This is a genomic window from Streptomyces sp. cg35, assembly GCF_050410835.1.
In the GTDB taxonomy this organism is placed as follows: Bacteria; Actinomycetota; Actinomycetes; order Streptomycetales; family Streptomycetaceae; genus Streptomyces.
The window spans coordinates 2,531,860-2,550,893 of sequence record NZ_CP191268.1 but is presented as its reverse complement, the minus strand read 5'-3'; the positions used below and the strand labels follow the sequence as shown (position 1 = coordinate 2,550,893).

Annotated in this window: 8 protein-coding genes; 6 read left to right on the top strand and 2 right to left on the bottom strand. The window is 68.4% G+C overall.

Translation table 11 applies throughout. The features are described 5' to 3' along the window. The first annotated feature begins 103 nt into the window (after positions 1-103). The 5 genes from ACQUQD_RS11620 to ACQUQD_RS11600 all read left to right on the top strand — a co-directional run bounded on the left by ACQUQD_RS11620 (position 104) and on the right by ACQUQD_RS11600 (position 14,060). Positions 104-562, top strand: coding sequence for a hypothetical protein (locus ACQUQD_RS11620; RefSeq protein WP_428951979.1), 459 nt, complete (start codon positions 104-106; stop codon positions 560-562). Between the two features lie 90 nt (positions 563-652). Continuing rightward, the gene (locus ACQUQD_RS11615) at positions 653-2,482 is read left to right on the top strand and encodes a chitinase (RefSeq protein ID WP_428951978.1); all 1,830 of its coding nucleotides are present in this window, start codon (positions 653-655) and stop codon (positions 2,480-2,482) included. Positions 2,483-3,406: 924 nt separating this feature from the next. After that, entirely contained in the window at positions 3,407-6,928 is a 3,522-nt protein-coding gene (locus ACQUQD_RS11610; RefSeq protein WP_428951977.1) for a LamG-like jellyroll fold domain-containing protein, read from the top strand. A 144-nt stretch (positions 6,929-7,072) separates the two neighbouring features. Further along, positions 7,073-13,561 carry an RHS repeat domain-containing protein gene (locus ACQUQD_RS11605; protein ID WP_428951976.1) on the top strand — a complete coding sequence of 2,163 codons (6,489 nt, stop codon included), beginning with the start codon at positions 7,073-7,075 and terminating at the stop codon, positions 13,559-13,561. A 91-nt stretch (positions 13,562-13,652) separates the two neighbouring features. Further along, a complete protein-coding gene (locus tag ACQUQD_RS11600) occupies positions 13,653-14,060 on the top strand; it encodes a hypothetical protein (protein ID WP_428951975.1) in 408 nt (135 codons plus the stop codon). A gap of 186 nt (positions 14,061-14,246) precedes the next feature. Here ACQUQD_RS11600 and ACQUQD_RS11595 read toward each other — a convergent pair whose 3' ends face one another. After that, the gene (locus ACQUQD_RS11595) at positions 14,247-14,888 is read right to left on the bottom strand and encodes a phosphatase PAP2 family protein (protein ID WP_428951974.1); all 642 of its coding nucleotides are present in this window, start codon (positions 14,886-14,888) and stop codon (positions 14,247-14,249) included. A gap of 305 nt (positions 14,889-15,193) precedes the next feature. After that, complete coding sequence (gene gabT / locus ACQUQD_RS11590; RefSeq protein WP_428951973.1) at positions 15,194-16,528, bottom strand: 4-aminobutyrate--2-oxoglutarate transaminase; 1,335 nt, start codon at positions 16,526-16,528, stop codon at positions 15,194-15,196. A 261-nt stretch (positions 16,529-16,789) separates the two neighbouring features. Between gabT and ACQUQD_RS11585 the strand changes: the two genes are divergently transcribed. Beyond that, positions 16,790-18,904, top strand: a complete 2,115-nt coding sequence (locus ACQUQD_RS11585; protein ID WP_428951972.1) for an ATP-binding protein — start codon at positions 16,790-16,792, stop codon at positions 18,902-18,904. Positions 18,905-19,034 lie beyond the last annotated feature (130 nt).

Sequence of the window (19,034 nt, the reverse complement as noted above, 5' to 3'; positions counted from 1 at the left end):
CCCGGTTCACCACCAAGAAGTCGCCCGAACTCGCGTAATGCCCGCGCCGCGGCCCGCTCTCGCTCGTGACCAACTGTGTCGGAGCGAAGAGGGAGGTCCCGCCATGACTGGTTCGGGGGACAGGTCGGCGGTCGAGTGGCTGGTGGCGGTGGCGCCGGATCCGGAGGCCTGCCGCTGGGAATGGGAGCGCAATCCGCTCGGGGTGGCGCTGCTGCCCGCGGGCAAGCAGTGGGACGTGCTGATCCTGCCGGGCGAGCTGGGCTACCCCACGCTGGACGTCCTCACCCGCGTCATCGACCGCCCGGGACCGGTCCTCGCGGACTTCGGGGACGCCCGTATGGGCTTCTTCGTGCCCGCGGGCACCGTGGCCCGCTGGCTCGGCACGGGCGTGCGCGGCGCGGGGCCCGGCACGTGGATCGTGGTGCCGTATCCGGGCCGCGCCACCGGTGGTGTCCGCTGGCTGGTGCCGCCGGACGGCTCCGGCACCCTCACGGATCCCGGCCTGCTGGAGCTCGCGATGCACGAGGCGGCGGCCCAACTGGCGCGGGACGCGGGGGAATAGAGGCGACGGAACCCTTGACAACCGAATTGGTCTGGACCAAGTTTGGCGCACTCCACCGTGCTCGTCCCCCCGCCCTGCCCGGAGGCACCCATGGCCCGTCCCAGACCCGCTGTCCGCTCACGGAGCAGACTCCTCACGAGTCTCACGGCCGCCGCGCTCGCCGCGACCGGCCTCACCGCCCTGTCCACCACCGCCCACGCGGCCGACACCGATCTGGCCCGCAACGGCGGCTTCGAGTCGTCCCTCGACGGCTGGACCTGTACGGCGAACACCGGCAGGACGGTGAACTCGCCCGTCCACAGCGGCACTTCCGCCCTGCAGGCCACCCCGACCGCGGCCGACAACGCCCAGTGCACGCAGACCGTGACGGTCAAACCCGACTCGGCCTACACCCTGTCCGGCTATGTCCGCGGCAGCTACGTCTACCTCGGCGCGAGCGGCACCGGCACCACCGACGTGTCGACCTGGACCCAGTCGGCGCCCGACTGGCAGAAGCTGACGACGACGTTCCGCACGGGCCCGTCCACGACCAAGGTCACGCTCTACACCCATGGCTGGTACGGCACCCCGGCCTACAACGCCGACGACATCACCCTGCTCGGCCCCGGCGCGCAGGCGCCCGTCCCGCCCGCGGCCCCGACGGGCCTGACGGCCGGCTCGGTCACCTCGTCCAGCGTGGCCCTGTCCTGGGGCGCGGTCTCCGGCGCGACGAGCTACGCGATCTACACGAACGGCACCAAGTCCCGCACGGTGACCGGCACGTCGGCCACCCTCTCCGGTCTCACCCCGGCCACGGCGTACAGCTTCCAGGTCGCGGCCGTGAACGACGCGGGCGAGTCCGCCAAGTCCGCCGTGGTCACGGCGACGACGGCCCAGGGGTCGAGCGGCGGAGGCGGCTCGACGGGCCTCCCGACCCACGCCCTGGTCGGCTATCTGCACGCGAGCTTCGCCAACGGCGCGGGCTACACCCGCCTCGCCGACGTCCCCGACAGCTGGGACGTCATCGACCTCGCCTTCGGCGAACCCACCTCCACCACCTCGGGCGACATCCGCTTCAACCGCTGCCCGGCGACCGAGTGCCCGACGGTCGAGTCGGACGCCGACTTCAAGGCGGCCATCAAGGCCAAGCAGGCGGCCGGCAAGAAGGTCCTGATCTCCATCGGCGGCCAGAACGGCCAGGTCCAGCTCACGACGACGGCGGCCCGCGACACCTTCGTCTCGTCCGTCTCGAAGATCATCGACGAGTACGGACTGGACGGCCTCGACATCGACTTCGAGGGCCACAGCCTGTCCCTGAACGCGAACGACACGGACTTCAAGAACCCCACGACCCCCGTGATCGTCAACCTGATCTCGGCGCTGAAGACCCTCAAGGCCAAGTACGGCGACAAGTTCGTCCTGTCGATGGCTCCGGAGACCTTCTTCGTCCAGAACGGCTACCAGTTCTACGGCACCGGCAAGTGGGGCGGCCAGGACCCGCGCTGCGGCGCCTACCTCCCGGTCATCCACGCGATGCGCGACGACCTGACCCTGCTGCACGTCCAGGACTACAACTCGGGGCCGATCATGGGCCTCGACAACCAGTACCACTCCATGGGCGGCGCCGACTTCCACATCGCCATGACCGACATGCTCCTGACGGGCTTCCCGGTCGCGGGCGACGCGAACAACGTCTTCCCGCCGCTGCGCCCCGACCAGATCGCCATCGGCATGCCGGCCTCCACGAACGCGGGCAACGGCTACGTCTCCCCGGCCGAGACGAACAAGGCCCTGAACTGCCTCACCAAGAAGACCGACTGCGGCTCGTACACCACCCACGGCACCTGGCCGGGCCTGCGGGGCCTGATGACGTGGTCGGTGAACTGGGACCGCTTCAACAACTGGGAGTTCCAGAAGAACTTCGACGCGTACTTCGGCTGAGCACCCGGGCCGCCGCGTAGAACTGTAGGTGCACATTCCCCCTGTCCTTGTCTCGTCAGCGAGGGCCCCTGTCCGGCCTGTGAGTCGGGAGCGTCGGTGCATCTCGTAGATGTCAGCAACGGTCGGAAGGCTTGTGATCCATCCCAAATGACTGTGGGAACCCCAAGCCTGTGACCTGCAGCGCCCTCAGTCCTTGGAGACGTCGCTTTGCCTGACGTCTCCAAGGACTGAGGGCACGTCGCTGAGCGGACGGGACTGTGCGCACACGGCCTGGGGTCTGTCCTCGAAGTGGCCGTGACCGGAGGGGTGAGTCTGCACGCCTCGGCGCTGGTCAAGTGGGAGCAAAAACTTACTGGGCGGCAGCAGGGTGCAGCAGGGCATGTGTCTCGTGCGGGAGTGTCCTGCGGTCGTTCATGCGGCGTTGATCGTCACGTTGTGTACGCCTGCTGAACGCGTGGAGCTGAGGGAGCTGTGGAGCGACCGCGCAGGATGGAGTCATTGGTCGGTTTCGTGCTTGCAATCGCTCGTGATGACGCTGGGTGCAGCTTGACTGCGCGTCACGAACGCCTGGTAGAAGCGGTTGTGGGCGCCGCGTTCCGCAAGACGCTCTACGGATCTGCCGTGATATAGGTCACTCTTGACCATTGGATTAGACCACCACATCATCCTCACAGTTTCTTCGGTTTCTTACCAAGTTCTTAGGGATGGGGTGGGGGCGTGCCCGCACGCAGAGGGTTGGGCTGGCGCCGAACGGTGTGGCGAGGCGCCATCACGGTTGCGCTGTTGGGCGGCGCGGTGCCGGGCATCGGCGCAGGTCTGGCCTCGGCCGTACCAGGCGGCAGTGCGGGGGACGCTGTCGCGAGGAGTGCCGCCACGGAGTCGGCGGCGAGTGCGCTGGCGGCTCGGAGCGGTGAACGCGTCGCTGTGGAGAGCGCGACGACGGAGTCGTCCCAGGCGTTCGCCAACCCCGACGGCACGTTCACGCAAGAGATGAATGCGGCTCCGGTGCGCGCGCGTGGCGACGATGGTGCGTGGGCGCCTCTCGACACGACCTTGGCGCGCGGTGCCGACGGCGCGGTCCGGGCGAAGAACACCACTGCCGGCGTCGAGTTCTCGGGCGGAGGCAGCGGTGCGGGTCTGGTCATCCTGAACGACGGTGGCCGTGAGCTGAAGCTCGGCTGGCCTACCGCCCTGCCCGAGCCCAAGCTGGACGGCGCAACCGCCACCTACCCGTCCGTTCTCCCGGACGTGGATCTGAAGTTGACGGCGCTGAGTACCGGCTACACCTCGGTTCTGGTGGTCAAGACGGCCGAGGCGGCGCAGAACCCGGCGCTCGAGTCCATCCGGTTGTCCGTCGCGGGCAAGGGCCTGGACGTTGCCGCGACCGCCGACGGCGGCTTCGTCGCACGGGACGGCGACGGTTCGCCGGTGTTCGAGAGCCCGGCGGGGCGCATGTGGGACTCGGCCGGCGACACCCCGGCCCCCAGCGCACAAAAGGTGACGCGCTCGACGTCGTCCGTGGATGCGGCCGATGAGCCGACGGACGAGACGCCGGTTCCCGCTGCCAAGGGCGAGCCGGCTCCGGCCGAGGGGCCCAGTAGTGGTGATGCCGCGGCCGAGGTCCCGCTGAAGGTCACGGACACGACGCTGCAGATCCAGCCCGATCTCGACCTGCTGCACGGCAAGGACACCGTCTTCCCCCTGTACATCGATCCGCCCACCAAGGGCATCGCGCTGGGTGACTGGACGGCCCTGTCCTCGGACGGCGACAAGTTCTGGGAGTTCGACGGGGACAAGGGCGTGGGGCGCTGCTCGAACTACGGCGGCTACCTCTGTTCGAACAGCCCCTACACCCAGCGCCTGTACTTCGAGTACCCGCTCTCCTCGATCCATGGAAAGAAGATTCTCGACGCCACGATGGAGGTGTACCAGGAGTGGACCTTCACATGTGATCCGCAGTGGTACGACCTGAGCCGCGTGGACAAGGGCATCTCTTCCAGCACCACCTGGTCCTCCCGCCCCACCGCGGTGGACCTGATGGGCGACAGGAAGGTCGCCTACGGACGGGGCAGCCTGTGCAGCCCCTCGCAGCCTGCGAACTGGGTCCGCTTCAGCGACAACGTGGACGAGGAGACCAACGAGAACCTGACGACGACCCTCGCCTCCTATGCGGCGAACAAGACCTCGCAGATCACCTTCTCGCTGACCGCGCACGATGAGTCGAACGCCGCCGCCTGGGCCCGCTTCCGTGACGACGCGAAGCTGTCGGTCACCTATGTCTCCTACCCCGACAAGCCGACCTCCTACGGCGTCCAGGACGGCACCACGGGCCGGGCCTGCAACGCATCCACGATCCCGTACGCCACCAGCGACACCACACCCAAGTCGCTCGCCACGGTCCAGTCCGCGGACGGCTCCAACGCACAGTTGCGCGCCGCGTTCGAGGTGTGGAAGGCCGACGGATCGAGCCGGACCTGGTCCGGGTACTCGCCCGACGGCACCTGGGTCGCCGACAACGCTCCCCGCACAGGGACAACCTCCACGGCCCTGACCCCGCAGACGGACTACCGCATGCGCGTCAAGACCCAGGCGTACTACAAGACGGACCGGGGGGCCACAGGTGTCTTGGACTCGGCCTGGTCGTCGTGGTGTTACTTCCGCGTCGACACCGACTCACCGCCCAAACCCGTGGTGACGAGCGCGGACGGCGTTTACAAGCCGTCCGAGACCGCCCCGGCGGCCGGCGGCGTGGGTACACCCGGCAAGTTCACCTTCACGCCCGGCGACACCAACCCCACCACTGCCGGCATCCAATCGGACGTCACCAGCTTCAAGTGGAAGCTCAACAGCGGAGCGATCTCCAGCCCCATCCCGGTCGCCAAGGGCACCGCCACCACGCAGACCATCACCCCCAACCAGGCTGGTGAGAACACCATCCAGGTCTGGGGCTATGACGCGGCCCAGCACAGTTCGCTCACGGCCACCTACAGCTTCCTGGTCAAGGGAGCTGAACAGCCGTCGGGGATCTGGCATCTCGACAACACGCTCACCGACTCCACCACGGCCACGCAGCACCCGCTGACCTCGTCCGGCGCGGCATGGGACGTGCTGTCCCGCAGCGGGACGGGAGCGGCGAAGTTGAACGGCACGACCTCGTACCTGTCCACGTCAGGAGCCGTGCTCGACACCACCAAGTCGTTCACCGTGTCGGCCTGGGCACGACTCACGAAGAACGACGTCAACTACAGCGTTGTGTCGCAGGCGGGGACGAACGCCTCCGGGTTCCAGCTGTACTACTCCAGCAGCTACAACGCCTGGATCTTCAACCGTCACCAGAGCGACGTGACGGATCCGGTCATCGTCCGTTCCCTGAGCGCCAGGCCGCCGGTGCTGAACGTTTGGACCCACCTGGCCGGCGTGTACGACGCTGCTTCCCAGACCGTCCAGCTCTACGTCAACGGCGTCCCTCAGGGCAGCCCGGTCGCCTTCAGCACCCCGTGGAAGGCATCGGGGGGTCTGCAGGTCGGACGGCTCTGGTACACCGGCGCGGGCAAGGAGAATTTCTCCGGAACGATCGATGAGGTGAAGGTCTGGTCTCGCGCCCTAGCGGACACCGAAGTCGCTCACGATGCCTGGCTGGAGGACGAGGACCTCAGCGACGGCACCGCCGGAGATCCGGTCCCCGCCCTGGTGTCCAAGTGGGACGCCACTGACACGGCCAACGCGACCGGTACCACGGTCAAGGACACCAGCGGCTTCGCCCGAAACCTGACCCTCAACGGCGCGGCACTGGCCACGATCACCCACGGTGACCCGGACATCGGTGAGGAGGTCACCACCACCCAGACCATGAACCTCAACGGCACCAGCGCCTACGCCACTGCCACCGGCCCGGTCGTTGACGACACCGGCTCGTTCACCGCCACCGCCTGGGTGACCCTGGACCCGGCCAAGCTCGCCGACACCAGCAAGGCGTACGCGGTGCAGGTCATGGGCCAGTCCGGCACCAGCCAGTCCGCGTGGGGAGTCTGGTACGAACAACCCACAGGCAGCACCCAGGGACGCTGGACCTTCGGCCGTCCCAACAAGGACGGCACCGGCGCCACCTGGACCACCAGCACCGCGACGGCGGCCACCACGGCACAGCTCGGCGTTCCCACGATGCTGACCATCGTGTACGACGCCCAGGCTCCTGCCGACCCCGACGACACGTCCAAGCTCGGCGCGCTCAAGCTCTACGTCGACAACGCCCTGATGGGCGATGGGGACGGCATCCCCTACACCGCGCCGTGGCAGGGCAGCGGAGCCTTCGAGATCGGCCGAGCGAAGATCAACGGCGCCGCCGCGCGCTACTTCCCCGGCTCTCTCGACAGCGTCCGTGTGTGGGCCGGAACCACCTCCACCGACACGATCGCCAATCGCTTCAACACCGAACAGCAGCAGTAAACACCCAGGTTGTGCGGGGCGAGAACCTCAGCTCGCCCCGCACAACCCTTGGTTGCCACATGCGCGCGATCCGCGCCCACAAGCCGGCGCCGCGGCATCAGTTGCCGTGCGCTTCCCACCCATTTCCAGAACCAGGACACCAGCATGTCTAGAGCACCCGTCCCCAGACGTGTGCCAAGGGCGGTCCTCCGCCATTGGCTCACTCGCGGAGCACTTGTCGCCTCCCTGGCCCTCCTCCCACAGGTCACGGTCCCGTCGGGCTACGACTTTGTAGCCCAGGCCCAGTCCACGACAGCGAGCAAGAATCTGGAGGACCGGCCCGACGCGAAGATCGACAAGGTGGGCGGATTCAAGGCGGGCACGTCCAAGGCCCCGAAGGACAAGGCCGCTCCCGCCTCGCGGGAGACCCGTGAGCGGCTGAAGCAGGCCACGTGGCCCGAGCCGGGCAAGGTCACCACCGAGGTGGGGACGACCGGTGAGGCCAAGACCACCGTCGGCGGGCTCGGGGTGAAGCTCGCCCAGGAGCCGCCTGCGGTGTCCCGGTCCCAGAAGACGAAGGTGCCGAAGAGCAGGGCCAAGGCAACCGGCCCTGCCGAGAAGTTCACCCTCGACGTGCGGGCCCAGGTAGCGGCGAAGAGGGCGGGCGTCAACGGTGTCCTGATGACCGTCGCTCCGGCCGGCGAGGGAGAAGACGCCACCGACACCGACGGCCTCCGCGTCTCTCTGGACTACTCTTCGTTCGGCGATGCCTACGGTGGCAACTTCGGCCCTCGCCTTCGCCTCGTCACCCTGCCCGCGTGTGCGCTGACCACGCCGGACAAGAGGTCCTGCCGTACACAAACACCGGTGACGGGCGCGGACAATGACGCGAAGACCCAGACTCTGACCGGCGCCCTCTCCGCCCGAACGCTGTCCGCGGGTACCGCGGTCGTGCTCGCCGCGGCGGCCGACTCCTCCGGCGGCGGGGACTACAGCGCCACCTCGCTGTCGCCGAGCGCGACGTGGGAGGCCGGTGGCAGCACCGGTGACTTCAACTGGAGTTACCCGCTGCGCGTGCCACCGGCGACCGCCGGCCCGGCGCCGAACCTGTCGATCTCCTACAGCTCCGGTTCAGTGGACGGCCGTACCGCGGGAGAAAACAACCAGACCTCGGTCGTCGGTGAAGGGTTCTCCATGACGGAGTCCTACATCGAGCGCAAATACGCCTCCTGCAAGAGCGACGGGCAGGCCGGCAAGGGTGACCTGTGCTGGAAGTACGCGAACGCCACCCTCGTGCTCAACGGCAAAGCGGTCGAGCTCGTCAACGCCTGTGCGGACAAAGCGGCATGCGACACCGCCGCCAACTCCGAGGCCGCCGGCGGCGCCTGGAAACTGAAGAACGAGGACGGCACGCGAGTCGAGCACCTGACCGGTGCCACCGACAACGGCGACAACAACACCGAGTACTGGAAGGTCACGGACGCCTCCGGCATCCAGTACTTCTTCGGTAAGAGCCGCATGCCCGGGTGGAGCGACAAGGGCACGACCGACACCGCCGACGACGACCCGGTCACCAACTCCGTGTGGACAGTCCCGGTCGCCGGCGACGACGCCGGAGAGCCCTGCTACAAGTCCGGCGGCTTCGCCGACACTCTGTGCACTCAGGCATGGCGCTGGAACCTGGATTACGTCGTCGACCCGCACGGCAACGCCTCCACCTACTGGTACGGCAAGGAGACGAACTACTACTCCAAGAATGCCGACACCAGCGTCAACGGCACCGCCTACACCCGCGGCGGCTACCTCAACCATATCGACTACGGCCTGCGCAGCGGCATGATCTACGCCAAGCCCGCCGCCCAGCAGGTCTCGTTCACGTACGCCGAGCGCTGCGTCACCTCCGGCGGCTGCGACAGCCTCACCAAGGACACCAAGGCCAACTGGCCCGACGTGCCCTTCGACATGATCTGCGCCTCCGGAACCAAGTGCACCACCCAGATCGGCCCGGCCTTCTTCACCCGTAAGCGCCTCACCGACATCACCACCTCCGTGTGGACCGGCACCGGCACCACACGGCGCAGTGTGGACACGTGGCACCTGGAGCAGGATTTCCCCAACACCGGCGATGCCTCCTCACCGAGCCTGTGGCTGAAGTCCATCCAGAACACCGGCAAGGCCAACACGAGCACAGCCGCCATGCCACCCGTCATCTTCGGCGGGGTCCAGATGGCCAACCACGTGGAAGGCAGCGGCCCTGACACCCTGCGCTACATCAAGTGGCGCGTACGCACCATCAAGTCGGAGACCGGCTCGACCCTCACCGTCAACTACTCCGATCCTGACTGCATCTGGGGCTCCAGCATGCCCTCGGCAGTCGACAAGAACACCCGACGCTGCTTCCCCGTCAAATGGTCGCAGTCCGGGGCGGAGCCGGTCCTCGACTGGTTCCACAAGTACGTCGTCTCCTCCGTCCTCCAGGACGACCTCTACGGCCACAACGACGCCCTTGAGACGTACTACACCTACGAGGACGCCGGTTGGGGCTACGCCGACGACGACGGCCTGACCAAACCCGCCAACCGCACCTGGTCCCAGTGGCGCGGCTACGCCAAGGTGACGCAGAGCGCGGGGAGTTCTGAGGACACCCGCAGCAAGCAGACGACGCTCTACATGCGCGGTCTCGACGGCGAGAAGGAACTCGACGGCAGCCCGCGCGTTGCGAAGGTCACCGACTCCACCGGCACCTCCATCGACGACTCCCGCCAGTACGCCGGCTTCGTCCGCGAGACGATCGCATACAACGGCGCCGAGGAGAACAAGGGCACGATCAACACTCCTTGGTCCCACAAGACCGGAAGCCATACCTACAGTTGGGGCACCACCGACTCCTGGATCGTCCAGCCGGGTGAGACCGCCACCCGCACCAAGACCTCTACCGGCACGCGCACGGTCAAGCAGAAGAACACGTACGACACCACGTACGGGCTGCCGATGACCGTGGAGGACGGCGGTGATGCAGCCAAGAACGGCGACGAGACCTGCACGCGCACGTCGTACGCCCGCAGTGCCGCGTCCTCGATCGTGAACGCGGTCTCACGGGCGGAGACCTACGCAACCACGTGCGACGCCACCCCGAAGGTCCCGGACGACACCATCTCCGACACGACCACGGCCTACGACAATCAGGCGGTCGGGACGGCACCCACCAAGGGCGAGATCACCGCCTCCTCCCGCGTTTCCAGCTACGGCACCGACGGCAAGCCCGTCTACCAGCAGGTATCGGGCGCCACCTATGACGATCTGGGGCGGCCGGAGAGCGAAACCGACGCACTGGGCCGTACGACCCGGACTGCCTACGTGCCGGACGACAGCGGATACGGTCCGCTCACATCCGAGACGACCACCGACCCCAAGCTCTTCACCTCCACCACCGAGGTCGACCCGGCCTGGGGTACAGCCACCAAGGTCACCGACGCCAACAGCAACGTCACCGAGGAGTCCTTCGACGCACTCGGCCGGTTGCTATCCGTCTGGAAACCCGACCGCTCCCGCTCACTCGGCGACGCGGCCAGCATCGTCTACGGCTACAGCATCAACAACGACAAGGAGACCTGGGTCCGCACCGGCGCCCTCAAGGCCGACGGCAAGACCTACAACAGCTCCTACGAGATCTTCGACAGCCTCCTGCGTTCCCGCCAGAAGCAGGTCCCGGCGCCCGGCGGGGGCCGCGTGATCTCGGAGACCCTCTACGACAGCCGTGGCCTCGCCTACCTCACCAACGACCAGATTCACGACAACAGCGCGCCCTCGGGAGGCCTGGCCAACACCTACCCCGGCTCCGTGCCCGCCTCCACCGAGACGGTCTTCGACGCCGTCGGTCGCGCCACCGACTCGATCTTCCGGGGCTACGGACAGGAGAAGTGGCGTACCAAGACGGACGAGCAGGGAGACCGTACCGCCGTCACCGCGGCCGCCGGAGGCACCGGCACCCTCACGATCCTCGACGCCCGCGGCCGTCTCACCGAGCGCCGCGAGTACGCAGGACCGGCACCGACGGGCAGCGACTACACCCGCACCCTGTACGAGTACACGCCCGGCGGACAGGTCAAGAAGATGACCGGCCCGGACGGATCTGTCTGGGCCTACGGGTACGACCTGCGGGGTCGTAAGACCCATTCCGCGGATCCCGACAAGGCGAGCGTGGACACCACGTACAACGACGTGGACCAGCCACTGACGGCGACCACCACTCTCAACGGTGCCTCCCGCACGCTGATCACGGCCTATGACGAGTTGGGCCGCAAGTCGGGTACCTGGGACGGCATCCAGGACAGCGCCCACCAGCTGACCAAGTTCACCTACGACACACTGGCCAAGGGAGAGCCGACCGCGGCGATCCGCTATGTCGGCGGCACGACGGGCAAGATCTATTCCCAGGTCGTCACCGGCTACGACGCACTCGGACGTTCCAAGGGCACCAAGGTTGTCATCGCTGCGACCGACCCCCTGGTCACCGCCGGCGCGCCGCAGACCTACACCACGTCCACTACCTACAACCTGGACGGGACCGTCCAGTCCACCTCGGTTCCAGCTGTGGCCGGGCTGGCCGCTGAGACGGTCACCAACAGCTACAACGACCTCGGCCTACTCACCGGCACCGACGGTATGACCGACTACGTCCAGAACATCGGCTACTCCCCCTACGGAGAGGTCGAGGAGACCCGCCTGGGCACGTCCACCGATGCCAAGCAGTTCCAGATCCTCAACCAGTACGAGGACGGCACCCGCCGTCTGGTCAACACGCACACGGTCGACCAGACGAACACCGGACACACCAGCGACGTCGACTACGCCTACGACGTCACCGGCAACGTCAAGTCGGTCACGGACAAGGCCAACGGCAAGGACACCCAGTGCTTCGCCTACGACGGCCACCGCCGTCTGACCGAGGCCTGGACCCCCTCATCCAACGACTGCGCCACCACCCGCTCGGCGAGTGCTCTCGGCGGCCCGGCACCGTACTGGACCAGCTGGACCTACAAGACGGGAGGCCTGCGCGACACCCAGACCGAGCACAAGTCCGCTGGTGTCACCACGACCGCCTACGGCTATCCGGCAGTCAACTCCACTGGCACCGGGCAGCCCCACACGATGACCTCGGTCACGGTCAACGGCGGCACCGCCAAGACGTATTCCTACGACGAGCAGGGCAACACCACCAAGCGCTACGGCCCCACCGGCACCGCGCAGAGCCTTGTCTGGGACATTGAAGGAGCACTCGCCCAGCTCACCGAGGGCGGCAAGACCACCGACTACCTGTACGACGCCGACGGCGATCTCCTGATCCGTCGCGGTCCGGTCGAGTCCGTCCTCTACCTGGACGGCCAGGAACTCCACTACGACAAGAACTCCAAGAAGTTCACCGCCCAGCGCTACTACGCGGCTGGGGACGCCACGGCACTCCGCACCGAGCAGGGCCTTTACTGGATGGTCGACGACCACCACGGCACCGCGTCCATGACGGTGAACGCCAGCACTCAGGCTGTCACCCGCCGCTACACCAAGCCCTTCGGTGAATCACGCGGCACGGCACCGTCCGCCTGGCCCGACGACAAGGGCTTCCTCGGCAAGACCGCGGATACTGAGACCGGGCTCACCCACGTCGGGGCCCGGGAGTACGACCCGGTCACGGGACGCTTCCTTTCGGTCGACCAGGTGCTCGCGCCTGACGATCACGAGTCGCTCAACGGGTACGCCTACGCCAACAACACACCCGTTACCGAGTCCGACCCGAGCGGCCTGCGCCCGATCACGGACTGCGAGAGGGGATGCTCCGACGGGCACGGCGGCTCCTATGTGAGTTGGATGTCACCGAGCCGCAACGGCTGGGTCTACAACTCGACCCAGACGTACAGCACGACCATCACGGCGGACGACGGAAGTACCGGCGTTCTGACGATCACGGTACGCACCAAGGGGAATTCCTCCGCGGGGCACATCACGTTCAAGAAGGGTCCCAACCCGGCACCGAAACGTAAGGAAGGACGTCCGCAGAAGTACGTCCATGAGGTGAACGGCGTGTGCGTTTACGCCGTGGCAAGTAGTTGTGAGGAGGTTTCTGCCCCCGCCGACACAGAAATTCCTGACCTGCCCTGCTACGACGGAGAATCTGAGACGCATTGCTCGATTCGCAATTCGTACAACAAGACGGCCCAGACGCTCGGTCCCCTCGTCGGCATGGTGGCGGGCGCACGCTCATGGGCCAAGCGTGGAGAGGTGACTGTCTACCGTGTGGAAGGGGCGAAGAATCAGAGGGTCAAGATCCTCGGCGGCGGTTTCGTCACACTCAAGAACGCGAAGAAGCCGGTATTCCTGAATTTCGGCGTAAAGGCTCGCGCCGATAATTTCTTGGAGAAGCGGATATCGCAGGGATTCTCGGACAGCAAGGTGAAGGCTTTCGAGGTCGACGCCCAGTTCCTTGAATGGCTCCGCGCCAACGCGGTACCGGAGTCGATGGCCAAGGATAATCCGGGAATGCCTCTCAAGGTTGACACGACGAAGGCTGCGGATCAGTACATGCTGCGCCCCGAGCACATGAGCGCTTTCTTCGATAGTATGATCCAGGGTTCCGGCCGAGAATACGGGCCGAAGTAGTAGAGAAGTCGATACAAAGAATGCGCGGCGGGGCATCTCCATACATGGGGTGCCCCGCCGCAAAATATGTAACTCCAGAAAGGCAAGCAGCTTGCTCACCGAATTGCGCGTCGAGGGTGCCGCACGCGGCATCGAGAAATTCTCCGAGGCGTTGCTCCCTGCTCTTCGCTGCGAGGACGGCGCGGAGTGCGAAGCGCCCGCATGGCTGTCGGAGCAGTTCTCCTCGCCACTCACGAAGGAGCAGCGCGACCGCTGGCTCGACGAATGGCGGCGCGCGTCGGACGCGGGGAAGGCGCAGATGGAGAAGAGTGCGGGTTGGGAGAAGGGGGACTGGTTCCACTGGGTGACTGGAGAGAGCGGGTTCTGGACGATTCAGCGCATCGTCCCACGTGACGCAATCTCCCTGACGGTCGTGCTGGATGCCGTCGACTGGCCGGTGCCCATCGCCGCGCTCGAATGGCTCGCCGAAAAATCAGGCGTGCGGATCCGTCACGAATGATGTGGATCCGCCGCTGCCGATGCGGACCAGAGGGAGATGCCCGCGACGTGGAGTCCGGCCAGGCAGATGGCCGAGGCACCGCTCGATGATGTTGCGGTGCTTGTACGCCTTACGGTCGGAGGCCGCCGGTCTGCCACCGGTCCGTCCGCGCCGTATGCGGGTGGCCCGCCGGTCGGCACGTCCCTGTCATCGTCCACGTACGGGACGGAGCAGAAGCGGAAACGACAAGAGCAGCATCGCCGAGAGGCACCAGCTGCCGATCACGTCCACCGGCCAGTGGTACCCCTGCCGCACCAGCCCCAGGCCTACGGCCGCGTTCAGTACGACGCAGCCGTAGGCCGCTTCACGTCTGCGGAACACCTGGTGCAGCAGCAGTGCGCACAGCCCGTACCCCACCGCCGCCGTCGCCGCGTGCCCCGACGGGTAGAAGCCCGTCTCCGGGGACATGGGCGGCGGACCCGGGCGGGACAGCGCCGATTGGAGGGGGCCGACCAGGGCCGGGACCAGGGCCATGGTGAGGATCGCGGTGAGTGCGGGGAGCCAGTGGCGGGTGCGCCAGGTGACGTACGCGAGGGCCGCCGCGAGGACGGGCAGGGCCACCTGGAGGTTGCCGAGGTCCGCGAAGAATTCGGCCGGGGCGGCGGGGATCGCGCTGGTGCGGATCGCGTTCCCGAGGCGTTCGTCGGGGGCGAGGAGCGGGCCGTCGGACGCCACCTGCCAGGTGAGCGCCGTGAAGACGAGCGTCGCGAGAAGGGTGAGAAAAGTGGTCGGCCGGCCCGGAACAGGGGGGGTGGTTCCGAGCCGGCCGAACTGACCGGCGTGCCGCACGCCCCGGGGGGTTTGGGGCGGGCGACCGTCCGATCGGTGAGGAGTTCCGGAGCCGGAAGCTCCGGGTGTGTGCGCGAGGGCACGACCAGGGCGGGGCTGGGGAGGCTCCGACCCGGTGTCGCCCACAGTCCCCTGTGGGCGGGGTGTTTCTCTCATCTGCAGAAACCGTACGTCAGGGGGTGGGGGTGCGACAGTCGCTTCGGCAACATGCCATCGGCCCCCCACACCTTCTTCACACGGCCCGACCGTCACCGCAGGTCACGGAATGATTACCGGTCCAACGGGTGTCGATCGGCGGTCCGTGGTCAGAGTGCCGCGAAGGCGTTCTCGATGATGTCGAGACCCTCGTTCAGCAGGTCCTGGCCGATCACCAGCGGGGGCAGGAAGCGCAGGACGTTGCCGTAGGTGCCGCAGGTCAGGACGAGGAGGCCCTCGGCGTGGCAGGCCTTGGCGAGGGCGGCGGTGGCCTCCGGGTTCGGCTCCTTGGTGGCCGGGTCCTTGACCAGCTCGACGGCGATCATCGCGCCGCGGCCGCGCACGTCGCCGATGACGGAGAACTTCTCCTGCATCGCCGTCAGGCGGGCCTTCATCGTCGACTCGATCTCCTTCGCCTTCGCGTTGAGGTCGAGCTCCTTCATCGTCTCGATGGCACCGAGCGCACCGGCGCAGGCCACCGGGTTGCCGCCGTAGGTGCCGCCGAGGCCGCCCGCGTGCGCGGCGTCCATGATCTCGGCGCGGCCGGTCACGGCGGCGAGCGGCAGACCGCCCGCGATGCCCTTGGCGGTGGTGATCAGGTCGGGGACGATGCCCTCGTCCTCGCAGGCGAACCACTGGCCGGTGCGGCAGAAGCCGGACTGGATCTCGTCCGCGACGAAGACGATGCCGTTGTCGTTGGCGAACTTCACGATCTCCGGCAGGAAGCCCTTGGCCGGCTCGATGAAGCCGCCCTCGCCGAGCACCGGCTCGATGATGATCGCGGCGACGTTGTCCGCGCCGACCTGCTTGGTGATCTGGTCGATGGCCTGGGCGGCGGCCTCCGGGCCGGCGTTCTCGGCGCCGGTCGGCCAGCGGTAGCCGTACGCCACCGGGACGCGGTAGACCTCGGGCGCGAACGGGCCGAAGCCGTGCTTGTACGGCATGTTCTTGGCCGTCAGCGCCATCGTCAGATTCGTGCGGCCGTGGTAGCCGTGGTCGAAGACGACGACCGCCTGGCGCTTGGTGTAGGCGCGCGCGATCTTGACGGCGTTCTCGACGGCCTCGGCGCCCGAGTTGAACAGGGCCGACTTCTTGGCGTGGTCACCCGGCGTCAGCTCGGCCAGCGCCTCGGCGACGGCGACGTAGCCCTCGTACGGCGTGACCATGAAACAGGTGTGGGTGAAGTCCTGGAGCTGGGCGCTCGCACGGCGCACCACGGCCTCGGCGGAGGCGCCGACCGAGGTGACGGCGATGCCGGAGCCGAAGTCGATCAGGCGGTTGCCGTCGACGTCCTCGATGATGCCGCGGTCCACCCGGGCGGTGAACACGGGCAGCGTGGAGCCCACGCCGGCCGCGACCGCGGCGAGGCGGCGTTCCTGCAGCTCCTGCGACTTCGGGCCGGGGATGGCGGTGACGACGCGGCGCTCCTGCGGGATGTCGCTCATGCGGGGCTCCTGGTTCTTCGGTCCCGGTTTCGCCGGGTTGGTTCGGGGGGTTTCCTCGCAGGTTAGGGCCGGGATCCGCGGGCGGTCATGCTCCATCCGGGTGGGGTCGCCCGGCCGTGTTGTCCGTCGTGGACACATGGGTACGACGCCACGGAGAGGGCGACGAGGCGCGTAAGCGGTGAACTCCCTTGGTCCGGGCACTAGATTGAGCCCGGATCGACGCGCTGAGAACGACGGACCGGCAGGTCAGGGGGCAAGGCCATGAGCAGCGAGGGCATGCAGGGCACGGGCGGTTCCGCCGGGGAGCGCAGCATTCCCTCCGGCGGGGCGGTGCCGCCACCGCGTCCCGCCCACGCACCGGGCGAGCAGAGCGTCTCCGCGGGCACCACGTTCCTGACCTGGCTGCGCACACCGCGGCCCGCCGCCGCGCCCGGCGTATGGCGGTTCGGGCACCGGCCGCGGGCCGAGCAGGAACCCGAGCGCACCCCGACCCGGCAGCTGCTCAGCGGCGCGGTCATCGCGTTCCTGGTGGGCTGGCTCGTCTGGTCGCTGCTGTGGAACGGCTACCTGGGCGGCTGGTGGCTGCTGCCGCTGTACGCGATGGTCCCGGAGTCCTGGGCGTCCCCGCACTCGTTCGCCTCGGTCGTCGTCTCCTACCTCTACTACGGGATCTTCGCCGTCGGAATCATGATCGCCGTCGGCCGGCTCGGCCGGTGGGGCGAGGTCTGGCGCCGCTTCGGCTACCCCGCCTGGCGCACGGCCGTCCCCACGCAGCCCGAGCGCCCGCCCGCGCCCGAGCGGGACCCCGCCCAGTGGCCCCAGCTGCGCGAGGCCGGGGCCGTCGACGCCGCCGAGCGGCTCGGGGCCGACGCCCGCGCCGGGCTGATGCGCGACGTCGACCACGCCCGCATCGTCCGCGCCTGGCAGGGCGTCAAGCGCGGCCGGCACACCCTCGCCGCGTTCACCGCCGCCGTCGTCCGGGACGGCGCCGCCGCCTGCCCGCACCCCTCCGGCGCCCGCGACCTGCCCGCCCGCGCCGCCCGCCACGACCTCGCCACCGCGCAGGTCAGGATCGGCACGGCCGCCGACGACACCCGCAACCCGTACGCGTACCGGGGCGTCGGCCTCGCCCTCGGCCCCGACCTGCTCGGCACGTCCCTGCTCGCCGTCGGCCCGCCCGGCGCGGGCAAGACCGGCAGCCTCGTGTGGCCGCTCGCGGAGTCGCTGTGCCTGGGCGCGCTCGCCGGACGGGCCGCGGTGGTCGTCGTCGGCGCGGCCGGCGCCGGGCTCGGCGCGCAGGACGCCTACGACGTCGTCGTCCGCGTCGGACAGCCCGACTCCGTCTACGACCTCGATCTGTACGGCGGCAGCAAGGACCCGGACGAGGCCGCCGCGGTGCTCGCCGAGGCGCTCGTCGGCGACCTCGCCGATCCGCACCCGGGCGGCGACAGCCGGCGCTCCACCACCGTCCTCGCCCAGCTCCTCGGCCCCTACTTCACCGTCCACCGGCGCTTCCCCTCCGTGCCCGAGCTGCGGCAGCTGCTCGACGGGGTGCCCGCGGCGCTCGACGCGCTGCGCAAGGCGCTCACCGAGGCGGGGCACGACGCGATGCTGCGCGAACTCGACGCCCGCGAACGGCAGCTGGGCCATCCGGGCGATGTCGGAGCGGTGCTCGCCGACCGGATCGCGCTGCTCGACCGGCCCGCGTTCGCCTCGTTCTTCGACACCTCGGGCGCCACCCGGCCGTTCTCGCTGCGCGCCCTCGACCATCCCGTGCGGGTACGGATCGACCTCCCCGAGCGGGGACACGCGGACGCCTCCCGGATCCTGGCGCGGCTCGTGCTCGCGCAGTTCATGACGAGCGTGGCCGTGCGCGAGGACCGCTCGCTGTTCGCGTGCCTGGTGTTCGACGACGCCACCGGGGTCGTCACGCCGCATGCCGTCCGCGGCATCCAGCGACTGCGCTCCGCGAACGCCGGAACCGTACTGACCCTGCGCACCCTCGACGACCTGCCGCGCCCGCTGCGCGGACCGCTGCTCGGCTCCGTCGGCTGCCGGATGGCCCTGTCCGGGCTCACCCCGTGGGACGGGCAGGACTTCGCCGAGGTGTGGGGCAAGGAGTGGACCGAGGCCCGTGACGTCACCGACCGGCAGATCATCGCCGAGACCCCGGCCGGCAAGGCGCTGCACGCCGTACGCCGGGTGATCACCGGGCGGGCGCCGACCGCCCGCGCGGTCACCGTCCGCCAGGTCGAACGCGAACGCTGGTCCGCCTCCGACCTCGCCCACGCCGTCCCGCCCGGCCACGCCGTCCTCTCCCTCACCACCGTGCGCGGGGAGCACGCGCCCCCGCTGCTGGTGCAGCTGCGGGGCTGACGGCGCACCGGGAATCGTGGGGGCGGCCTTCCGGGGTACGTACGGTGAGGCAGAATCGGCACTGGTCGTTCATACGGACCGGCCAAAAGCTTCACATCTCCTGTGCCCGCCCCACGCGTACCTCCAGCTC

Excerpts from the sequence above, each read along its gene's own strand:
- ACQUQD_RS11605 (WP_428951976.1), top strand. The coding sequence starts at position 7,073 with ATGTCTAGAGCACCCGTCCCCAGACGTGTGCCAAGGGCGGTCCTCCGC.
- gabT (WP_428951973.1), bottom strand. The coding sequence starts at position 16,528 with ATGAGCGACATCCCGCAGGAGCGCCGCGTCGTCACCGCCATCCCCGGC.
- ACQUQD_RS11620 (WP_428951979.1), top strand. The coding sequence starts at position 104 with ATGACTGGTTCGGGGGACAGGTCGGCGGTCGAGTGGCTGGTGGCGGTG.
- ACQUQD_RS11615 (WP_428951978.1), top strand. The coding sequence starts at position 653 with ATGGCCCGTCCCAGACCCGCTGTCCGCTCACGGAGCAGACTCCTCACG.
- ACQUQD_RS11585 (WP_428951972.1), top strand. The coding sequence starts at position 16,790 with ATGAGCAGCGAGGGCATGCAGGGCACGGGCGGTTCCGCCGGGGAGCGC.